At 47.0% G+C, this 19,957-nt stretch carries 16 protein-coding genes; 8 read left to right on the forward strand and 8 right to left on the reverse strand.

The window, feature by feature from the left end; translation table 11 throughout:
• Positions 1 to 217 precede the first annotated feature (217 nt).
• Positions 218 to 904, reverse strand: coding sequence for a cell division ATP-binding protein FtsE (locus tag B5D42_RS13805; protein ID WP_078832115.1), 687 nt, complete (start codon positions 902 to 904; stop codon positions 218 to 220).
• Positions 905 to 982: 78 nt separating this feature from the next.
• The gene (locus B5D42_RS13810) at positions 983 to 2,161 is read right to left on the reverse strand and encodes an AIR synthase related protein (RefSeq protein WP_078832116.1); all 1,179 of its coding nucleotides are present in this window, start codon (positions 2,159 to 2,161) and stop codon (positions 983 to 985) included.
• 114 nt (positions 2,162 to 2,275) lie between these two features.
• Here B5D42_RS13810 and B5D42_RS13815 point away from each other — a divergent pair, with 114 nt between their 5' ends.
• Complete coding sequence (locus tag B5D42_RS13815; RefSeq protein WP_078832117.1) at positions 2,276 to 3,208, forward strand: bifunctional riboflavin kinase/FAD synthetase; 933 nt, start codon at positions 2,276 to 2,278, stop codon at positions 3,206 to 3,208.
• Positions 3,209 to 3,212: 4 nt separating this feature from the next.
• Here the strand turns inward: B5D42_RS13815 and holA are convergent, their stop codons facing one another.
• Both holA and B5D42_RS13825 read right to left on the reverse strand, forming a co-directional pair.
• The gene (gene holA, locus B5D42_RS13820; protein WP_078832118.1) at positions 3,213 to 4,211 is read right to left on the reverse strand and encodes a DNA polymerase III subunit delta; all 999 of its coding nucleotides are present in this window, start codon (positions 4,209 to 4,211) and stop codon (positions 3,213 to 3,215) included.
• A 65-nt stretch (positions 4,212 to 4,276) separates the two neighbouring features.
• Complete coding sequence (locus B5D42_RS13825; RefSeq protein WP_078832119.1) at positions 4,277 to 4,990, reverse strand: ribonuclease H-like domain-containing protein; 714 nt, start codon at positions 4,988 to 4,990, stop codon at positions 4,277 to 4,279.
• 45 nt (positions 4,991 to 5,035) lie between these two features.
• Between B5D42_RS13825 and B5D42_RS13830 the strand changes: the two genes are divergently transcribed.
• Together B5D42_RS13830 and B5D42_RS13835 are read left to right on the forward strand one after the other, a co-directional pair.
• Positions 5,036 to 6,019 carry a DUF8428 domain-containing protein gene (locus B5D42_RS13830; protein WP_078832120.1) on the forward strand — a complete coding sequence of 328 codons (984 nt, stop codon included), beginning with the start codon at positions 5,036 to 5,038 and terminating at the stop codon, positions 6,017 to 6,019.
• A 109-nt stretch (positions 6,020 to 6,128) separates the two neighbouring features.
• A complete protein-coding gene (locus B5D42_RS13835) occupies positions 6,129 to 7,283 on the forward strand; it encodes a sensor histidine kinase (protein WP_078832121.1) in 1,155 nt (384 codons plus the stop codon).
• Between the two features lie 316 nt (positions 7,284 to 7,599).
• Here B5D42_RS13835 and B5D42_RS13840 read toward each other — a convergent pair whose 3' ends face one another.
• Both B5D42_RS13840 and glgB read right to left on the reverse strand, forming a co-directional pair.
• Positions 7,600 to 8,262 carry a GIN domain-containing protein gene (locus tag B5D42_RS13840; RefSeq protein WP_078832122.1) on the reverse strand — a complete coding sequence of 221 codons (663 nt, stop codon included), beginning with the start codon at positions 8,260 to 8,262 and terminating at the stop codon, positions 7,600 to 7,602.
• A gap of 58 nt (positions 8,263 to 8,320) precedes the next feature.
• Entirely contained in the window at positions 8,321 to 10,354 is a 2,034-nt protein-coding gene (glgB, locus tag B5D42_RS13845) for a 1,4-alpha-glucan branching protein GlgB (protein WP_078832123.1), read from the reverse strand.
• A gap of 123 nt (positions 10,355 to 10,477) precedes the next feature.
• On the opposite strand from glgB, the gene B5D42_RS13850 reads away from it, so the two are divergent.
• The 5 genes from B5D42_RS13850 (at position 10,478) to purE (ending at position 17,012) form a co-directional block, all read left to right on the forward strand.
• Positions 10,478 to 13,240 carry an outer membrane beta-barrel family protein gene (locus B5D42_RS13850; protein WP_078832124.1) on the forward strand — a complete coding sequence of 921 codons (2,763 nt, stop codon included), beginning with the start codon at positions 10,478 to 10,480 and terminating at the stop codon, positions 13,238 to 13,240.
• A gap of 42 nt (positions 13,241 to 13,282) precedes the next feature.
• Positions 13,283 to 14,023 carry a GLPGLI family protein gene (locus B5D42_RS13855; protein WP_078832125.1) on the forward strand — a complete coding sequence of 247 codons (741 nt, stop codon included), beginning with the start codon at positions 13,283 to 13,285 and terminating at the stop codon, positions 14,021 to 14,023.
• A gap of 226 nt (positions 14,024 to 14,249) precedes the next feature.
• Positions 14,250 to 14,969, forward strand: a complete 720-nt coding sequence (locus tag B5D42_RS13860) for a pyridoxine 5'-phosphate synthase (protein WP_078832126.1) — start codon at positions 14,250 to 14,252, stop codon at positions 14,967 to 14,969.
• A 51-nt stretch (positions 14,970 to 15,020) separates the two neighbouring features.
• Positions 15,021 to 16,430, forward strand: a complete 1,410-nt coding sequence (locus tag B5D42_RS13865; protein ID WP_217698834.1) for an alpha-L-fucosidase — start codon at positions 15,021 to 15,023, stop codon at positions 16,428 to 16,430.
• A 60-nt stretch (positions 16,431 to 16,490) separates the two neighbouring features.
• Positions 16,491 to 17,012: a 5-(carboxyamino)imidazole ribonucleotide mutase gene (purE, locus tag B5D42_RS13870; protein WP_078832245.1), complete on the forward strand. Its 522-nt coding sequence runs from the start codon at positions 16,491 to 16,493 to the stop codon at positions 17,010 to 17,012.
• A gap of 4 nt (positions 17,013 to 17,016) precedes the next feature.
• On the opposite strand, the gene bshC is transcribed toward purE, so the two are convergent.
• Together bshC and B5D42_RS13880 are read right to left on the reverse strand one after the other, a co-directional pair.
• The gene (gene bshC, locus B5D42_RS13875; RefSeq protein ID WP_245825700.1) at positions 17,017 to 18,636 is read right to left on the reverse strand and encodes a bacillithiol biosynthesis cysteine-adding enzyme BshC; all 1,620 of its coding nucleotides are present in this window, start codon (positions 18,634 to 18,636) and stop codon (positions 17,017 to 17,019) included.
• A gap of 69 nt (positions 18,637 to 18,705) precedes the next feature.
• Positions 18,706 to 19,956: an NAD(P)/FAD-dependent oxidoreductase gene (locus tag B5D42_RS13880; protein WP_078832127.1), complete on the reverse strand. Its 1,251-nt coding sequence runs from the start codon at positions 19,954 to 19,956 to the stop codon at positions 18,706 to 18,708.
• Position 19,957 lies beyond the last annotated feature (1 nt).

Raw genomic sequence — 19,957 nt, forward strand, 5'->3', positions numbered from 1 at the left:
GATTTTACGCTGCCTCCGCTGACGTCTCCCGAAGGGGACTCAGCGCAGCACGCACTTGCTATTTCTGAAGCTGTTTATATATTTCAACCTTCAGGTTGGTACCGTTATTTGTCGGTCAGGCGACCAACATGGCCCCACGCCCCTCACCCGCCATCACTCTATTTCACAAAAAAGGAGCCCGAAGCTCCCTGTATTTAATTCCTGTTGAAGTTCATACTTACTGTACCTGCGCAGCACTATCGATCACGTGGCCTTTTTCTGTTTTGAGAATACGGCTCGGGTAACGGTTAATTACGATGAAATCGTGAGTTGCCATGATCACCGCCGTTCCGTAATCCTTTGCGATCTGGATCAGCAGTTGCATGATCTCATCACTGGTTTCCGGATCGAGGTTTCCGGTTGGCTCATCGGCGAGGATCAGTTTGGGTGAGTTGAGCAGTGCACGCGCAATATCCACACGCTGCTGCTCACCACCGCTCATTTCGAACGGCATTTTAAAGCCCTTGCTTTTAAGCCCTACCTTATCGAGTACATCATTGATCTTTTCCTCTATCAGGCGCTCGTCCTGCCAGCCCGTTGCCTTGAGTACGAACTTCAGGTTCTCATGCACATTTCTGTCGGTCAGTAACTGAAAATCCTGGAATACCACGCCCAGGTTACGACGCAGGAACGGCACTTTTTTCCAGTCCATCGCCTTCAGGTCAAAACCTACCACTGACGCCACGCCCTCTGTTAAGGTCAACTCACCGTACAGGGTTTTCAGCAGGCTGCTTTTGCCCGTACCTGTTTTACCTACGAGGTATACGAATTCTCCCCTGTTAATGGTAAAATTCACATCCTGCAGCACCAGGTTACTGCCCTGGTATATATTGGCATTCCGTATGGATACTACTGTTTCTGACATAAAGCTAAATTACTGATTGTAAACGGATTTTTATCCCGCTGCTCCCTTTAAATAAGAAGGTGCGGTATTATAGATCTGTTAATATTGATAAGAGATCTCTCCAAAGCCACCGCGCAGGATCAGTTCCGCTGCTTCTGCTTCTTCCACCCTGCCTACGATCTTCGCTTCAATACCCAGTTTTGCGGCTTCTTCCATCATTCCGCCGGCTGTTGCTTCATCTGTAAAGATCTCCAGACGATGCCCCATGTTGAATACCTGGTACATTTCCCTGTAATCGGCCCCTGAATTCGACTGGATGAGGCCGAAGATCACCGGTGGTTCGAAAAGATTGTCTTTGATGATGCGTAATGGTTCCGGCAGGTATTTCATACACTTGGTCTGGCCGCCGCCACTGCAATGGATCACCCCGGCGATCTCATTGAAATATTTACCCAGCAGCACATTCATCAGTGGCGCATAAGTTCTCGTAGGGCTCAGCAGCAACTGCCCGATAGTATGATCTCCATAACCGGGAACATCAATGGTATCTGTCATGCCGTTCTTTCCGATATACACTACTTCGCTGTTCAGTTTGGGCTCGAATGTCTCGGGGTATTTTTCTGCATAATATTTACTGAGCACATCGTGACGGGCGCTGGTAAGACCGTTACTGCCCAGTCCACTGTTATAAGCTGCTTCATAACTGGCTTTCCCTGCACTTGCAAAACCAACGATCACATTGCCGGCGGCGATCTTTTCGTTGGTGATGAGTTTGTCTTTGGGCCAGCGGGCCGTCATGGTTCCGTTCACGGCAATGGTGCGCACCACGTCTCCTACGTCGGCCGTTTCGCCGCCGAGGTAGTGAATATTCACACCATAACCGCGGAGCGTATCGAAGAATTCCTGTGTGCCGTTGATAACCTGCTCCAGTACTTCACCGGTGATGAGCAATTTATTACGGTCGATGGTGGATGAGAACAGGAGATTGTCAGTTACGCCTACGCAAAGCAGGTCGTCGAGGTTCATGGCAACCGCATCCTGTGCAATTCCTTTCCAGACAGAAGCATCGCCGGTTTCCTTCCAGTAGAGGTAGGCCAGGATACTTTTGGTACCTGCACCATCGGCATGCATGATATTGACCCAGGCATCATCGCCACATAAAAAATCAGCATAGATCTTACAGAATGCATGCGGGTACAGTCCCTGGTCCAGCTTACGGATAGCAGTATGCACTTCTTCCTTCTGAGCCGAAACACCGCGTTGAGAATAGAGAGACATGGAGGAATATTGATATTTGAACTGCAAATGTAACACATAGAGCAATTGCAAGCAGGGATTAAATGGGTCATACTTCAGCAGAAAGTGCTCCGGCTGCCTTATTTTTGCGCCGCTATGAGGGTATATCGTGAACTGGAGTCATTACCGGAATTCCGCAATGCGGTTGTTACAATCGGCACTTTCGATGGGGTCCACCAGGGGCATAAGCAGATCATTGCACAGCTCCGGGAAGAAGCGGCGCGCATAGGCGGCGAAACGGTAATCATTACTTTTCATCCCCACCCGCGCAAGATCGTCTCTTCCGTCCCCGGTGATATCAGGCTCCTGAATACCCCCGAAGAAAAGATTGCGCTGCTCGAAGCTGCCGGTGTTGACCACCTGGTAGTAGTTCCTTTCGATCATCATTTTTCCAACCAGAGTGCGGAAGATTATATTACTGAATTCCTGTACCGCTATTTTAAACCACATACCGTTATCATTGGTTATGATCACCGTTTTGGAAAAGGGCGCGAAGGCAATTACCAGCTGCTGGAGCAGTTTGGCGCATCACTTGGATTTCTGGTAAAGGAAATTCCGGAAGCGCTCTGCAACGAGATCACAGTCAGCTCTACCCGCATCCGCCATGCCATTGCCGCCAGCGACATCGAAACGGCCAATGCATTTCTCGGCTATCCTTATTTCTTCGAAGGGACGGTTGTAAAAGGCAACCAGCTCGGCCGTACCATCGGCTATCCTACCGCCAATCTGCATGTTGCGGCAGAAGATAAACTGATTCCGGGTAATGGTGTTTATGTAGTGCATGCAATCGTGAATGATCAGCAATATTCAGGTATGATGAATATCGGCGTCCGGCCTACCGTAGATGGTAAAAAACGCGTGATCGAAGTGAATATTTTCGACTTCTCGGCTGATATTTATGACCAGACGCTGAAGGTCCGTGTATTACATCACCTGCGGGGCGAAGTGAAATTCAACGGGCTCGACGAGCTGAAGAACCAGCTGGCGCTCGACAGACAACGCTCTCTTGATTTTCTTGCAGGCGCCTGAGCTTTTAAGCCATCATTTTTACAATAAGTTCTTTCATCAGGCTGGCGTCTGATGTGCCGCTGTCGTGGATACCGATGCTTCTCAGGTTGTACTGGTGCAACAGGAGCAATATGTTTTCTACCCCACGGTAATCGTAGCGTTTGGCTGCAGCCAGGTAATCCTTCATGAAATAAGGGTTCACCCCCAGGGCCGATGCGATCGTTTTCTCATCCTGCCCCTGCATGCTGAACAACATGAACACCTTACTGAAAAAATTATAGAGCGCCGGCAGCACCAGTTGAATCGGAGCTGCTTTAGGATTTGCTTCAAAATACCCGATGATCCGGATAGCTTTGGCCATATCTTTTTTAGCCGCTGCATCCTGCAGCTCAAATACATTGAATTCCTTACTTACACCGATATAATTTTCGATATCATCTTCCGTGATGTTCTTGCGTGGCCCCAGGTTCACAGCCAGTTTTTCTATTTCATTCTGGATACGGCTCAGGTCGTTGCCGATATGATCTACCAGTAACAGCAGCGCTTTCTGTGTAATGCCCAGCCCATGATGCAGTACCATCTGGTTAGCCCATTCAGGCAGCTGGCTGTCGTACATTTTTTTTGTGGTGAGCATTTCTCCTTTCTGCTTCAGCAGCTTGGACAATTTGGAACGGCCGTCCACTTTTTTATCCTTGTAGCTGACCACAAATACGGTAGAGGGCAACGGGTTCTCGATATAACCTTCCAGTTTATCGATATCCCGCATCTGCTGCGCTTCTTTCAGTAATACCACCTGTCTTTCCGAGAACATCGGGTAACGCCTGCAGGCATTTACCACATCAGTCCATGCGGCATCTTTCCCATAAAAAATAGTAAGGTTAAACCCTGCTTCGCTTTCTGCCAGGATCTTGTGTTCTGCGTAATGCATAACCTGGTCGATAAAAAAAGGTTCTTCACCTTCCAGCCAGTATACAGGCTTGAAAGTTCCTTTTTTCCATTCTCCGATGATCTTTTCTGCCGACATGGCTGCAAATATCCTTTACCTGCTTCTAAATCAGGCAGAAAGTTGTAAACAAATCAATCAACAGTTTAACCGGCCACCGTTACCTGTTCCGGCTGCAGGGGCGGCTGGTTCTGAAAGCGCAGGATCACGCCGGCGGTCACGATCACATCGCGCTGGCAGTACTCCACAATGCGCGGCAGGTCATTGTCTTTATAATATACATCCTGCACCATACTGCCATCCATATCTGTTTTGGAAGTAGGTATTCCCAGTACGGAAGCGAGCAGGTGGAGGGATATATAATTTTTATTGTCGCCGAATTTCCACCAGCTCAATGTATCGAACATTTTCACCTCCCATGGCTTACGCTCGTGCAACCGGAGATAATCCGGTAACTGCAGCCCGTTCACCAGCATACGCCGGCAGATATAGGGGATATCGAATTCCCGGATATTATGCCCTGCAAAACGAAAGTCGCGGTTATGGCGGTGCATCCGGTCGCAAAGAACCGTGAACTCTTCCAGTACTGTTTTTTCATCGTTACCGGAGATGCTTTTTATTTTAAGGCTCCGGTTTTGCTTTTCATCGTAATAAAAGAAAGCCGTTGAGATACAAATGATTTTACCGAATTCTGCCAGAATTCCGCCTTTTTTCCGGTACAGAACCGCGGGTTCTTCCCCTTCTGGCACGGTTTTAGATATTTTGTCCCGAAATAGTTGCTGCCAGTCAGGATCGAGTTGTTCAAACGACGCTGCCTGCGGCACTGTTTCAATATCAAGTAGTAATAAATCTGTTAGCATATCATCTTACATTTAAAAACACGTTTAACATTAAATTGAATATTTATGAGCTACCCACAAGCAACCTCATCTTCTAATCAGCCTCAGCAGAAAGACAATCGTAAAGTAATCTACGGCGTGCTGATCGCCGCATTGATCGGTACATGGGGCTATATCATCTATGATAAAAGCAGGACTCATGAAACCGTTACTATGCTTGAAAATAAAATCGGTAATGTAGACAGTGCACGCAATGCGATCCAGCAGGAGTTCGTAATAGTCTCAGCCAAAGCCGATTCCATTACGCAGTCAAATATACAGTTACAGGGAGCACTTGCAGACAGAGGCACTGAAATTCAGAAATTAAAAAGCAATATCGCCGGCATCCTGAAGAAAAAAAATGCCAGCGAATCTGAGCTTGCACAGGCCAAACAAATGATCGGCGAGCTGAATGGGAAAGTAGACGGACTGTTTGCCGAAATTGAAAAACTGAAAGGTGAAAACCAGGTACTGACTGCATCCAACCAGCAGCTCACTACCGAAAAAACACAACTCACCACTGATAAACAGAACCTGGAAGAGAACCTGAACACTACCAAAACCGAGAAGAAACAACTCGAAGAAAAAGTAGATGTGGCTTCTACCCTGCACGCTTCCAATATCGGCATCGCTGCTTTGAAGGTAAACAGCAGCGGTAAAGAAAAAGAAACTTCTACCGCAAAAAGAGCTGATGTAATGCGTATTTCTTTCAATCTCGATCAGAACAGGGTTACACCAAGTGGCAGCAAAGATATTTTTGTAGTAGTTACCGCACCAGATGGTAAAGTGATCTCTGAAGGTGGGTCTTTCCAGACCAGGGAAGAAGGTTCAAAATCTTTCACCAGCAAAGTAACCGTTAACTACGAGCAGGGAAGAAATATACCTGTTAGCTTCGACTGGAGGCAGAATGATAAATACCTCATCGGCGATTACAAGATCGAGATCTATAATAATGGTTTCAAGATTGGCGAAGGTGTGAAAACACTGAAAAAAGGCGGTCTGTTCGGTTAGTCATATCGTTACCCTATATATATCTGAAAGCAGTCCGCATGGACTGCTTTTTTATTATCTGCACATTGAGACAATCTAACGCTGACACAAAAGCTGTATTTTTAGAACCATGATCCCATCCTGGCTTAACTGGAAAATAATACTTGTAGTGATTGCCATTATTGTGGTAAGCGGTACTATTTTTTATTCGCGTTACGTAGCGGGGAAGATTGCTCATGAAGAAAGAAAAAACGTGGAAGCATGGGTAGAGGCACAAAGGACCATTTTGAATTCAGCCGATACGGCCAGCATCAACCTTGCAACCAGGATCTCTACAGAAAATACGCAGATCCCGATTATTGAGACCAACGAGAGAGACAGCATCACAGGCAATTACCGCAATCTCGATTCTGCTACTGTAAAAGACAATCCGCTTTATCTCCGGGAAAAACTGCTGCAGTTTAAAAGGTACAACAGGTTTCCGATTATACTGGTGTTAAAGGATACGCCCTATACTGCCAATCATTACTATTACGGTGAAAGTACGTTGCTGAAAGAAGCAAGGCTCTATCCTATAGTACAGCTGATCATTGTTGCATTATTTATTACCATTGCGCTGGTAGCGATCAGCACGAGTTATCAGAATACACAGAACAAATTATGGGCCGCCATGGCAAAGGAAACGGCCCATCAGCTGGGCACGCCGGTATCGAGCCTGGAAGGCTGGCTGGAAATCCTGAAAGAAGATACGGTCAATGATAAGATCGTTCCTGAGATCAGTAAAGATGTTAACCGGTTGTTATTGATTACAGACAGGTTCGGCAAAATCGGAAGTCAGCCAAAACTTGAGCGCAGCAATCCTGTGCCTCAGATCTCGCATATCATCGAGTATATGAAAAAGCGTACGGGTAAGCATGTAGTATTCGCTTTTCATCATACAGGAACAACAACATATCCTTTGCTTAGTCCGCCGCTGTTCGACTGGGTTATGGAAAACCTGATCAAAAATGCACTGGATGCACTGGAAGGGAACGGCGAAATATCCATCACCTGCACTTCACTCGCGCACGCTTTTATAATAGATGTAACCGATTCCGGCAAAGGCATCCCGAAGAACATTGTGAAAAAAGTATTCAGGCCGGGATTCACTACCAAAAAAAGGGGCTGGGGACTCGGCCTTTCACTCAGCAAAAGAATTGTTGAGGAATACCATAAAGGCCAGCTTTTTGTAAAATGGAGTGAAGCAGGTAAGGGTACAACGTTCAGGATTGTATTACCGGTATGATTTTATTCAACGCTCGCCTGATCTCCTTTACATATTCAGGAATGGTGATTGTTTCAATATAACTTTCAGCAATGTCAGCTGTTATGAATTCACCTTTTTTCTTTTAATAAATTTCGTGGAGAGAATTTATTCTTAACCAGAACATATAAAACGGGCTTTAGCAGATCATTGATATAGAATTTATGCACGGCCATCCTGCAGGCGATGGAATGACATGATTTGACCGCTTTTCCATTTCTCTTCAATTTTAAATAAAATTACGCCTTCTTAATATTCTTAAGAAGGCGTAAACGTTTAAATGCGTATAAAGTTTATTTTACATCCGCTTCACAGTACCACCACTGCTCACGTGAATATTCCTGATCAGCCCTTCGCCCTTGAAACGCACAAATGCACCGCTGCTGGCATCTGCCGATAACTCTTTGGTAATGGTTACATTCACACCTGAGCCACTATCCACATCTACTTTGCAGTTTTCAGCAACCAGGTCATAACTTCCGAACTGTGCGCCGCTGTTGCCGTCTACGGAGAGGGATTGTACTTTCCCGGAGAGTTTAAGCGTTCCGCCACTGTTCATTTTAACGGCCAGGCGGTTCAGGTCAAGATCGCTTGCATGCACACTGGCGCCGCTCGAACATTTGATCTGGTCAATATCTTTATACGATACATATACGGTGATCTGCCAGTTCTTCCATTTTTTCCAGAACTTCCAGTCGTCCTGTACCCGTGTTACACGCAGAACGCCATTTTCTACTCTTGTTTTCACCTGGGGGATGATCTCGGCATCGCTGGCGGTTATTACCAGTTCTTCTTTTGAGCCTTTGGTCAGCACTACTTTAATTCCGGCCGATGTTTCCACACCGTGAAAAGCGTCTACTGATCTTTTTTCAGCATTCTCGCCATACACCACTTTTTCCTGGCTGTAGGTGAAGGAGGTGATCGAAAGGAGACAGATCAATGCAAGGGTTATTCTTTTCATACTCTTTTTTTATTGTAACGGACCGGCAGCGGCTTTGTTACAGCAGTCCGAAAATTTGTTATCCCAGCACAATAGCGGCCAAAGGCGGCAGGTTGAGGTTCAGCAACTGCCCGCCATCGTTTGCCGGACTTGCTGTAATTGCAGGATTCTGTAAATCACCGGTACCCCAGAAACTTTTTGAATCACTATTGAACAGTTCTTTCCAGGTTTTATTACCCTGTACAGTGATCTGCCAGCCAGGCCTTGCAACGGGTGTCATATTCAGTATGATGAGCAGATCATTCTCCGGATCGTTTCCTTTACGCTGGTAGGCGATCACGGATTCGCTCCTGTGGTTCAGGTCTACCCAGGCAAAACCGTCAGGCTTGAATTGTTTCTCATATAATGCAGGTTGCGAACGGTAAAGATGATTGAGCTGCTGTACGCAATACTGCATGCCTGCATGGCTGTCGTATTTCAGCAATTCCCACTGGAGCTCGCTTTTATAATTCCACTCTGCTGTTGCCCCGAACTCATTGCCCATAAAAAGCAATTTGGCGCCGGGATGTGTGAACATATAAGTATACAGCAAACGCAGGTTGGCAAATTTCTGCCATTCATCGCCGGGCATTTTATACAGCATGGGGCTTTTGCCGTGCACTACTTCATCATGACTTAAGGGCAGCATGAAATGTTCATCATAAAAATACATCATGCTGAAGGTGAATTTATCCTGGTGAAATTGCCTGTAGATCGGATCTTCCTTAAAATAATCCAGTGTATCGTGCATCCAGCCCATCATCCATTTCATACCAAAGCCTAGCCCGTCCTCGTAAGTTGGCTTACTGATGCGTGGCCAGTCTGTCGCTTCTTCCGCAATTACCTGTATGGCGGGAAAATCGCGGTATAAGGTTTCGTTGAGATCTTTCACAAATGCGATCGCTTCTATATTGCCGTTGCCACCGAACTCGTTCGGCTCCCAGGCCCCTTCCTCACGGCTGTATTCCAGACGGAGCATAGAACTTACCGCATCCACACGCAGTCCGTCTGCATGAAAACGATCGCACCAGAAACGTGCACTGCTGATGAGAAAGGATTTTACTTCTCCGCGTTTATAATTAAATATATAAGAGTTCCAGTCGGGATGATAACCTTTACGCATATCCGCATATTCATAAGTATGGGTACCATCGAACATGAAAAGCCCGTGTGCATCGTACGGAAAATGCGACGGCACCCAATCGAGGATCACGCCAATCCCCTCCTGGTGTAAAGCATCTACCAGTGCTGCAAATTCCTGCGGGGTACCGAAACGGGATGTGGGTGCAAAATATCCTGCACCCTGGTAACCCCAGCTGCCATCGTAAGGATGTTCCATCACGGGCATGAACTCAACATGAGTGAAGCCCATTTTCTTTACATAAGGCACCAGCCGCTCCCTTGCCTGGTCATAGGTGTTATAGGCGTTCTCATTATTCTTATCGGGCCGCATCCAGCTGCCAAGATGCACTTCATATACCGAAAAAGGTGCATTCAAAGCATTATGTGCTGCCCTGCTCTCCATCCAGCCTGCATCCTGCCATGCATAATCCGTTTGCCAGGTGATGGAAGCGGTTGCAGGTCTCAGCTCCCAGAAATGCGCAAAAGGATCGCCTTTGTCGAGTCTGATCCCTTTGTAGCCATGGATATGATATTTATAGGCAACACCTTTTCCTATGTTCGGAATAAATCCTTCCCAGATGCCGGAGCTGTCCTGCCTTACACTTAACGGATGCGATTGCCGGTTCCAACTATTGAAATCACCGGCCACACTTACATACGTAGCATTGGGAGCCCATACGGCGAAATAAGTGCCGGGTGTATTCAGTACTTCGAGTTGTGTGTTGCCGAAGTATTCGTAAAGATTATAATGTGTCCCGTTTTGAAAATTGGCAATAGCATCATCGGTGAACCGCGAATAGTTCCAGACGGGCTGCCGTGTATCTATAAAATGCTGTTCTTCATATTTAAGTGACGCAGTTATTCCAACCTTTCGGACGTCCGATTCTCTTATTCGGGGGTTATTTTTTGCATGCAAGGCATCTTTTTGTCTTTCATCAGCATTTGAAGCCATACATCACTCTTTAAAAAGATTAGGAATATGTTTAACATAAATTTGGGCGCTTTCCTTAGAACGTTCACCCAAGTTTATGGATTTTGCATGAAAATGCATCCAACTGTTTAACTGCTTAAAACTATGAAGAAAACTGCTGCTTTTCTCACAATTATTTGTGCATTCCTATGCGCTTACTCGTACGGACAGGAATCTGTCGTTAAGGGGAATGTTACAGACACTGTCAGCAAACAACATCTTTACAACGCTGTCATCACCCTTCAAAGGGCGAAGGATTCCGTGCTGGTAAAATACCTCCGTGCCGATGTAAAAGGCAATTTTGAGGCCAAAGTACCTGCCGGTAAATACCTGATGATGGTTAGTTATCCCGGTTATGTAGAAATGATCGATACGGTTGTGCTCTCACAGACACCGCTGGATATGGGCAGGATTGCCCTGAATACAAAAGCGCATCTTTTGCAGGAGGTGATCGTTAAACAGACCATCGCTCCTATCCGGATCAAAGGCGATACTACCATTTATATGGCAGACAGCTTCCGCGTTAAACCGGGCGCTACCGTTGAAGACCTGCTGAAAGTGCTGCCCGGCATGACCGTTAACAGTAAAGGTGAAATCACCACACAGGGACAAAAAGTACAGAAAGTATATGTGGATGGCGATGAGTTCTTCGGCGACGATCCCACCATGGCAACCCAGAACCTGAACTCCAAAGACGTGGCCCAGGTACAGGTATTCGATAAAAAAAGCGACCAGGCAACACTTACGGGCATTGATGATGGTGAAAAACAGAAAGCCATCAATCTCGTTATGAAAGAAGATGCCAAAAAAGGTTATTTCGGAAAAGTGGAGGCGGGCACTGATTTCAATAAATATTACCAGGCCAAAGCAACCGCCAACCGTTTCACCAGCACCATGAAAGCAGGCGCTTACTTAACGGCCGACAGAACAGGCCGTAACGGAATGAGCTGGGAAGAAATGCAGGATTTCGGCAATGTTACTACTGTAATGGACGGCGGTGATATGTATATGTATTCCGAAGGCGATGAATTCAGCAGCTACAATACACAGGGTATCCCTGAGAACCTGCAGGGGTCATTGATGTACAATAAGAAATTCGGCAAGCTGAAAAGCAATATCACCAATAACTATACCTACAACCACCAGAACCTGGCAGGCGAAAGTCTTACAGAGTCTACCTATATCCTGCCGGACAGTGTTTATTACAATAACCTCTACCAGCAGAACAAGAGCAGCAGGCTGAAGCATACCATCAATACCAAAAACGAGCTGAAACTCGATTCGAGCACTACCCTTACCATTAATGCAAGAGGTTCATGGGGCAGGTCTGAGCAGAACTCGCTCCGTAACGGTGAATACCTGAACAGCAAGTTCGACACTGTAAATACCAGCAGGCGGAATAACTATTCAAAGGGCGACAACAGCGCACTGAAAGCAGATATTTTCCTGAAAAAAACACTGAACAAAGCAGGCACACGTTCATTCACTATCAGTACCGGTTTTACAAGAAATACATCAAACAGCGACGGGTACCTCACCAACAGGACGGATTATTACAATCCGGCGGGTTTTATCGATTCTTCACAACTGATCGATCAGCGTAAAACAGGGGAGAATTCTTCCAGCTCAATCCAGGCGCTGGCCAGCTATATCCAGCCATTGAGCAAAAAAATGTCGCTGAACCTGAACTATACTTTCAATACCAGCAACAGCGAGCAGGACAGCCGCTCTTTTGAAAAAAAGGCAGGTAAATATGATTCACTGAACCTGCTGTTCAGTAACCACTTCAAGTATGTGAACACTTCACATCGCGGAGGCCTGACCTTTAACTATATCAATAAAAAAGTAACGGTTCGTGCAGGTCTTGCCGTACAGGAGCTGTCGCTGAAGCAGACCAATATCTATAAGGATTCTTCATTTGCGCGCGACTTCACCAATTTCTTCCCGAGTGCCAACTTCCGCTGGAAGTTTTCCCAGACCGGTAATTTCAACCTGAACTATAATGGTAACACGCAGCAACCTTCGCTGAGCCAGTTACAGCCGATCCTGAACAACATCGATCCGCTGAACCTGACTATCGGTAACCCGAACCTGAAACCGGCATTCCGTCACAGTTTCAGCCTCAACCTGGGTGAATACAAAGTGCTGACCAACAGGAATATTTATTTCTATGCCAGTTATAACTTCACTGAAAATGCATTTACATCGAGAAGCGATGTGGATGATAAAGGTAAAAGGACCAACCAGACGGTGAATGTGGGCGGCAACTACGACTATTATACACAGCTCTCTTATGGCCGCCAGATCAAAGCCCTGAAACTCGATTTCAGTTTCGGTCCGCGTTTCAACGGAAGCCGCTATAAAAGCTTTATCAATTCAAAAGAGAACGTAACAAACTCATACAGCATTACACCATCATTAAGCCTGAACAAATCCGTAGAAAAGAAATTCTATGCCTGGCTGTCTTATAATCCAACATTCAACCATTCAGAGTCCTCCGTTAACTCCGGAAGTGTAACTGAATACTGGATCCAGACGATCTATTTCGAACTGAACGTAAGTGCGGTAAAAGGCTGGGTACTGAATACGGATATCGATGCCAACTTCAGGCAGAAACTGTCTGCATCAGAAAGAAGCACCAATGCTTTTATCTGGAATGCATCACTGGAGAAAAAACTCTTCAAGAAACAGGACATCACTGCTATTTTCTCTGTGAATGATATCCTGAACCAGCGTATTGGTTTCAGCAGAAGTATCAACAGCAACTTCATTACGCAGAACACCTATACTACTGTAGGGAACTATGTTATGTTATCGCTCCGCTGGAAGTTCAACAAGAACAAAAAGCAAAACGAGGACGAAGACTAATCATCCATTTATCTAACGCATACATACTTATAAATAACCGATATGAAATCTGCACTTGTAATACTTTTCACCCTGTTTGCTTTTGCAGCAGGCGCGCAGACACAGTTCATTACCCAGGGTAAGATCGAATTTGAGAAAAAACTGAATATCCATAAGGAGATCGAAGGGGATTCATGGTACGATAACTTCAAGGATAAGATCCCCAAGTTCCAGACCACTTATTTCAATCTTTATTTTAAAGACGGCAAAACACGTTATGAAAAAGGCCGCGACAGCGATGAGCCAACCGCCAATAATTTCTGGGGTGAAGACCGTACTATCGATGACATCGTTTACAACGACCTGAATGCAGGCACATTCCAGAAAAAGCAGAAAGTATACGAACAGAATTTCCTGCTGTCGGATTCTATCCGCAAGATCGACTGGAAGCTGATCAATGAGACCCGCGACATTGCCGGTTTCGAATGCCGTAAAGCAGTAGGTTTTATCCTGGACACGCTTTACATCATCGCTTTCTATACCGACCAGATCCCTGTAAGCGGCGGCCCGCTCTCTTATGGTAACCTGCCCGGTATGATCATGGGTATCGCGGTTCCAAGGCTCAACCTCACCATCATGGCTACCAAACTGGAAATGATAGAGCCTAAAAACGAAAAACTCATGCCGCCTGCTCCCGGCAAACTGAAGAAGACCGACTATAAAGAATTAACCTCAACCATGCAGAAAGCCATGGCCGACTGGGGCCGGTATGGGCGGAAGAATTTGCTGAACTTTTTATTGTAGGGGTGAGGGCGAAGTGAGGGGGAACTGCGTTCCGGTGAGGGTGAGTGAGGAAAACTTATACTATAATACAAACATAAAAAAACGTCCTCCGGGACGTTTTTTTATGTCCCCTCACTTCGCATTCACTTCGCCCTCACTTCTCCCTCACCCACCCCCACTCACCTCGCCTTCTCCCCATCCCACCGCACTTTCTCCCGTATTTCTCAAAACTCAATACCTTTACCCCATGACGAAACTCAGCGTGAACATTAATAAGTTCGCTACTTTAAGGAACAGCAGGGGCGGCAACAATCCTGATGTGGTGAAAGCTGCAACGGATGCAGAACGTTTTGGTGCAGATGGCGTAACGGTACACCCCCGGCCCGATGAACGGCATATACGCTACCAGGATGTGAGAGATATAAGGAAGATCATTACTACCGAATTCAATATTGAAGGCAACCCCAAAGAACAGTCGTTTATCGATCTGGTGCTGGAAACAAAGCCACACCAGGTTACACTGGTTCCGGATGCACTGGGGCAGCTTACCAGCAATCATGGCTGGGATACGGTTGGCAACAGGGATTACCTGGAAACCGTGATCAGGCTGTTTAAAGATGCCGGCATACGCGTATCCGTATTTGTAGACCCAGTAGTGGCGATGGTGGAAGGCGCTATGCTGACAGGCGCAGACCGCATTGAACTCTATACGGAAGCTTATGCCCATGGTTTTGCAGCAGGTAACAAAGAAGCTGCCATAGCTCCTTATCTCACTGCGGCCGCAAGAGCAAAAGAACTTGGCCTGGGCCTGAATGCCGGTCATGACCTTGATCTGACCAACCTGCAGTATCTCAAACAACAGATCCCATGGCTGGATGAAGTAAGTATCGGTCACGCACTGGTCTGTGATGCACTTTACCTGGGTTATGAGAATACCGTTCAGTTATACAAGCGACAACTGCAATAAATAAACAACGGTTCATCGGGGCCGAAGCTTATCTTTAAAGCAAATACGCACGTGAGAACCTGTCTTAGTCTGCTCTTCTGTTTTCTCGCCGCCAGTTTGCCGGCGCAGAAAATCAAGCCTGTTCTGCCGTTACCATCAGCAGACCAGCTGAAATGGCATGAGAAGGAATTTTATCTTTTCATGCATTTCGGGCCCAACACATTTACCAATAAGGAATGGGGCGATGGCAAGGAGAAACCTTCCGATTTCAACCCTTCCGACCTGGATTGCCGCCAGTGGGCACGTATTGCAAAACAAAGCGGTGCCAAAGGTATTATCATAACCGCCAAACACCATGACGGTTTCAGTCTCTGGCCCAGCAGGCAAAGTACACACACCGTGAGGGAAAGCAGCTGGAAGAATGGCAAAGGAGATGTGCTGAAAGAACTATCAGAAGCCTGCCGGCTGGAGGGGATTGAAATGGGCGTTTATATTTCGCCCTGGGACAGAAATCATCCTGCTTACGGAACACCCGCCTATAACGATGTATACATTGCCACCATGAAGGAGCTGCTCACACAATACGGGCCATTTTTTGAATTATGGTGGGATGGCGCCAATGGCGAAGGGCCGGACGGACGTAAACAGGTCTATGATTTTAATCGTTTTGAAGCAGCCGCATTCAGCCTGCAGCCACACCTGGTCATATTCAGCGATATCGGCCCGGGCGCACGCTGGGTGGGTAATGAAAAAGGGCTGATCGGCAGCACCAACTGGAACCTGCTGGATACAGCCGGTTTTAAAAGAGGTCATGGCGCACCACCGGAAGACACGCTTAACCGCGGTAATATGTATGGCAGGAACTGGATCCCTGCAGAAGCCGATGTGTCGATCAGGCCGGGCTGGTTTTACAGGAGCAGTGAAGACAGCAAAGTAAAACAGCCGGCAGAACTATTCAATATCTACCTGCACTCCGTAGGTAACGGCGGGAACCTTTTGCTCAATGTACCGCCCGACATGCGCGGTCATATCCACGAAGCAGATTCGGCCGCACTGATGGGGCTTGCCACATTGGTAAAACAGGCATTCAAAGATGACCTGCTGCAGGGAAGCCGGCTTAAAGCCAATACAGGTAACCAGGCAAGACTCAAACTGCTCACAGACCATAATATCGATACCTGGTGGGCATCGGGTAAACAACAGGGAACCGTGATCGAAATTCAACTGAAGGAAAAGAAAAAGATCAATACACTGGTGCTGGAAGAAATGATCTCTTACGGTCAAAGAGTGATCTCTTTCAGCATAGATTGCCGTAACGGTACAGCATACCAGACCGTTTTTGAAGGCAGTACCATCGGAAGGAAAAAGATAGCCGTGTTTCAGGGGCAGGAAACCGACAGGATCCGGATCAGGATAAACGATACAAAAGCAGAGCCGGTATTGCGTGGAATAGCGGCTTACAATATCCCGTTCAGACCTTGACAATAAAGCCTGTTCAGCTATTGCGCATTTACAATTATCTTGCGTGCATATTTCAATCTTATGGCAACATCACAACCAATCGTAGGTATTATTATGGGAAGCGACAGCGACCTGAACATCATGCAGGCTGCTGCTGAAATGCTGCAACATTTCAATATTCCTTTTGAACTTACCGTAGTATCTGCACACAGAACCCCGTTACGGATGGTTGATTATGCCACAGGTGCGAGAGCGAGAGGTTTACAGGTGATCATTGCCGGGGCCGGTGGTGCGGCGCATTTACCGGGGATGGTTGCAGCCATTACTTCATTACCTGTGATCGGCGTTCCTATCAAATCTTCCAATTCAATCGATGGCTGGGATTCTGTACTGTCTATCCTGCAGATGCCAAACGGCGTTCCTGTGGCAACGGTAGCCCTGAATGCGGCCAAGAATGCAGGTATTCTCGCTGCACAGATCATCGGCAGCACAGATCAGACCGTAGCTGCTGCAATGGATGCATACAAAGCCCAGCTCAACAACGAAGTGAACGAAAAAGTGAACAGATTAAAGCAGGACTGGAACAACGGCTTCGATCAGTAAACAATTATTTTCCGTTACCGGCAACCGTAAGTATGGTAAATTCCTGGCGCAACCCCTCCGATTGATCGAGGATCAGGTTCAGCCAGCTTCGGCCGTATTTGGCATACCATAAAGCCATATTCTCTACTCTTTCCTGGAGGTTATTGCCAGGGAAGACTTGCGCACGTAAGGTCTGCAGCTGACGTTGCTGTGTGTCGAATTTCGTTTTTTCTGCCCGCAGCATTTTTTTCTCCAGCTCTTGTAAACGGCTGATGGCTTTTTCCTGCAATGCTTTTACATGCGGCACCAGTGTGGCATCGATCTTACCGGCCAGCCCTGCAAGCTTGTGGTAATAATTCTCAGCTTCGCTGATCTCGTCCGTTAACTGCAGCTGGTGATCCGAATGACGCCCGACAAGACGATTCATCAGTTCGTGTTCTGATTGAAATAACTCATCCGGCGTAAAGCCCAATGATTCTGTTTTATGCAGTTGTTCTTCAGATAACAACAGGAAGGAATTACGCAGCACCAAAACGGGATAAGGTACATTCACTGCATCAAAAACATCTTTCAGTTCCAGCCAGTAAGCCAGTTCTCCGCCTCCGCCTATGAATGCAACATCGGGCAATACCGTTTCCTGGAAAGCGCCGCGCAGAATTACGTTGGCACTGAAGCGTTCAGGATGCTGCTGCAATTCCTGCAGTATTTCCTCTTTCGAGAACGACAGATCCAGTGCTTTCACATCGTATTTATCACCCTGCGCCTCTTTTTCTATCCGTTCTCTTTTATCATCCAGCAGGTAAAAAAGATTGATGTCCCTTCCTCCTGCCTGCACTTTGTAGTTGCTCTTTAACCGGTCGATGGTATCTGCTACCAGGCGGTGTGAAAAACCTTCTTCCAGCTCTTTTTTCACTACATCATGAAAAGCGGTTTTCAATCTGGCGTGATCAGGGATGAGCACTACCAGCCCGTAAGAACCAAACAGCGCATTCACCAGTTCAAGGGTTGCCTGCTGGATGGTCTTTCCCTCCGTATAACATTGCTGCAACAGACTGATCAGTTCTTCACCGTGCGGCAATACACCAACCTGTCCGTGTATTGCATTCAGGATCTTGATCAGCGCCTTGTCTACTTTCATGCGGCCAACCGCACCGGTTTGCTTGGTTTCCCATACCAGTTTTTGCCCGCCAACATTAATATAGCCAAGTTCTTCCAGATCTGCATCTTCACTCCCCATGTAATAAACTGGCACAAAACGGGCATCGCTGATCTGTTCATTCAGTTCGGCGGCGAGTTTTACGGCATGTAATATTTTATAGATAAAGTAAAGAGGACCGGTAAATATATTGGGTTGATGTGCCGTAGTGATGGTGAAGGTATTCTCATTTTCCAGCAGCCCGATGTTCTTCGCAAGTTCTCCGGAAACAGGTAATCCTTCGTATTGACTGAGGAGTACTTCTTTCAGTAATGTTCTGGGTGTGGCAAAGTTCTTCCTTGCGGCTATTGCGGCTTTAATACCTTCCAGATCGGGCTGGTGCCTGTAAAAAGGGCTTAGGGCCGGCTCACGATGCAGGTAATCTGAAACTGTTCTGGAAAAATAACCTGTACTGCCATAGGGTACATGGAGAGAAGTAGACTTCATCATAAGCCGCAAAATTACAATTTACTGCCAACCACCGTTTCCATTCAAATAATAAATCAGGCAGCGGCCCGGCTAAGCAAACCGGTCGGGATGGAAGGGAGCAATATCCATGCTAAGTTTCTCCTCCTCCACGATCTCCTTCACTAGTTTTCCCGTACCTGCGCCCAAACTCAGTCCCAGCATCGAATGCCCGGTTGCCATCACTACATTTTTCCATTTGCGGGTTCTGCCAAGGTATGGCAGTCCGTCTGCCGAACAGGGCCTGAAACCATACCAGATATTCTCTACCGAAGGCATCGGTACATTGAACTGCGGGTAAAAACGTTTTACTGCATCCAGGATACCCTGTACCCTTTTCAGGCGCGGCGGTGTATTGGTTGCCGTGATTTCCATGGTGCCGCCAAAGCGGATCTTGTTGCCATCCATAGGCGTCAGTGCTACACGGCCTTCTACCAGTACGGCCGGGTGATTGAGTTTATAAGGACTGTCTTCCAGCGTAACCGAATACCCCCGGCCGCCTACCATCGGGATCTTCACAGCCATTTTTTCAGCCAGCTGGCGACTCCAGGCTCCGCCTGCCACAATAACAGTATCGGCATTATAGATGTCTTTATCCGTTTTTACACGGGTAATATTTCCATTGTTACTTTCAAAACCGATTGCTTCTTCACCCATGCAGAAACGCACGCCTTTTTGCCGGAGGTCTTCCTGCAACTGGTTCATGAGCTTATTGGGGTAAAGATGCGCGTCGCAGCGGAACCAGATGGCTCCCATCGCTTTGATCTCGGTGTGCGGCTCAAGTTCCTGCAACTGGTCATAGCTGAGGTAGGCCGTATCAGTGAGCCCGAGTTGATGCGCACGTTCCACCAGATGGGCAGAATGGTCTGCACCAGCCTGTGTCTGGAATACTTCCAGCAGTCCTTTATGCTCATAAGCAAAATTGAACTGGGGCAGTTTACACCAGTCTTCATAAGCATACCTGCTGATCCATGCAATATCGCGCAGCGGAATGGCAGATTTTGCCACATGCTCCGGGGTAGCAATACGCATAAAACGGGTACCCCATTCTATCAGGCTCCTGCTCAACCGCGGCTGTACATAGAACGGGCTGGAAGAATTCCACATCCACTTAAGCCCCTGTTTCACAATACCGGGTGTGGCCAGCGGCACAAAATGACTCGGACATACATAACCCGCATTACCATAGGAACAGTTGCCGTTAATGCCCGACTTGTCAATGATCGTTACTTCGTGCCCTGCTTCCCTGAGGTACCAGGCACTGCTTAAACCGATGATTCCACCGCCTATGATAATGATTTGCATA

The sequence above is a fragment of the Sediminibacterium ginsengisoli genome (genome assembly GCF_900167075.1).
Lineage (GTDB): Bacteria > Bacteroidota > Bacteroidia > Chitinophagales > Chitinophagaceae > Sediminibacterium > Sediminibacterium ginsengisoli.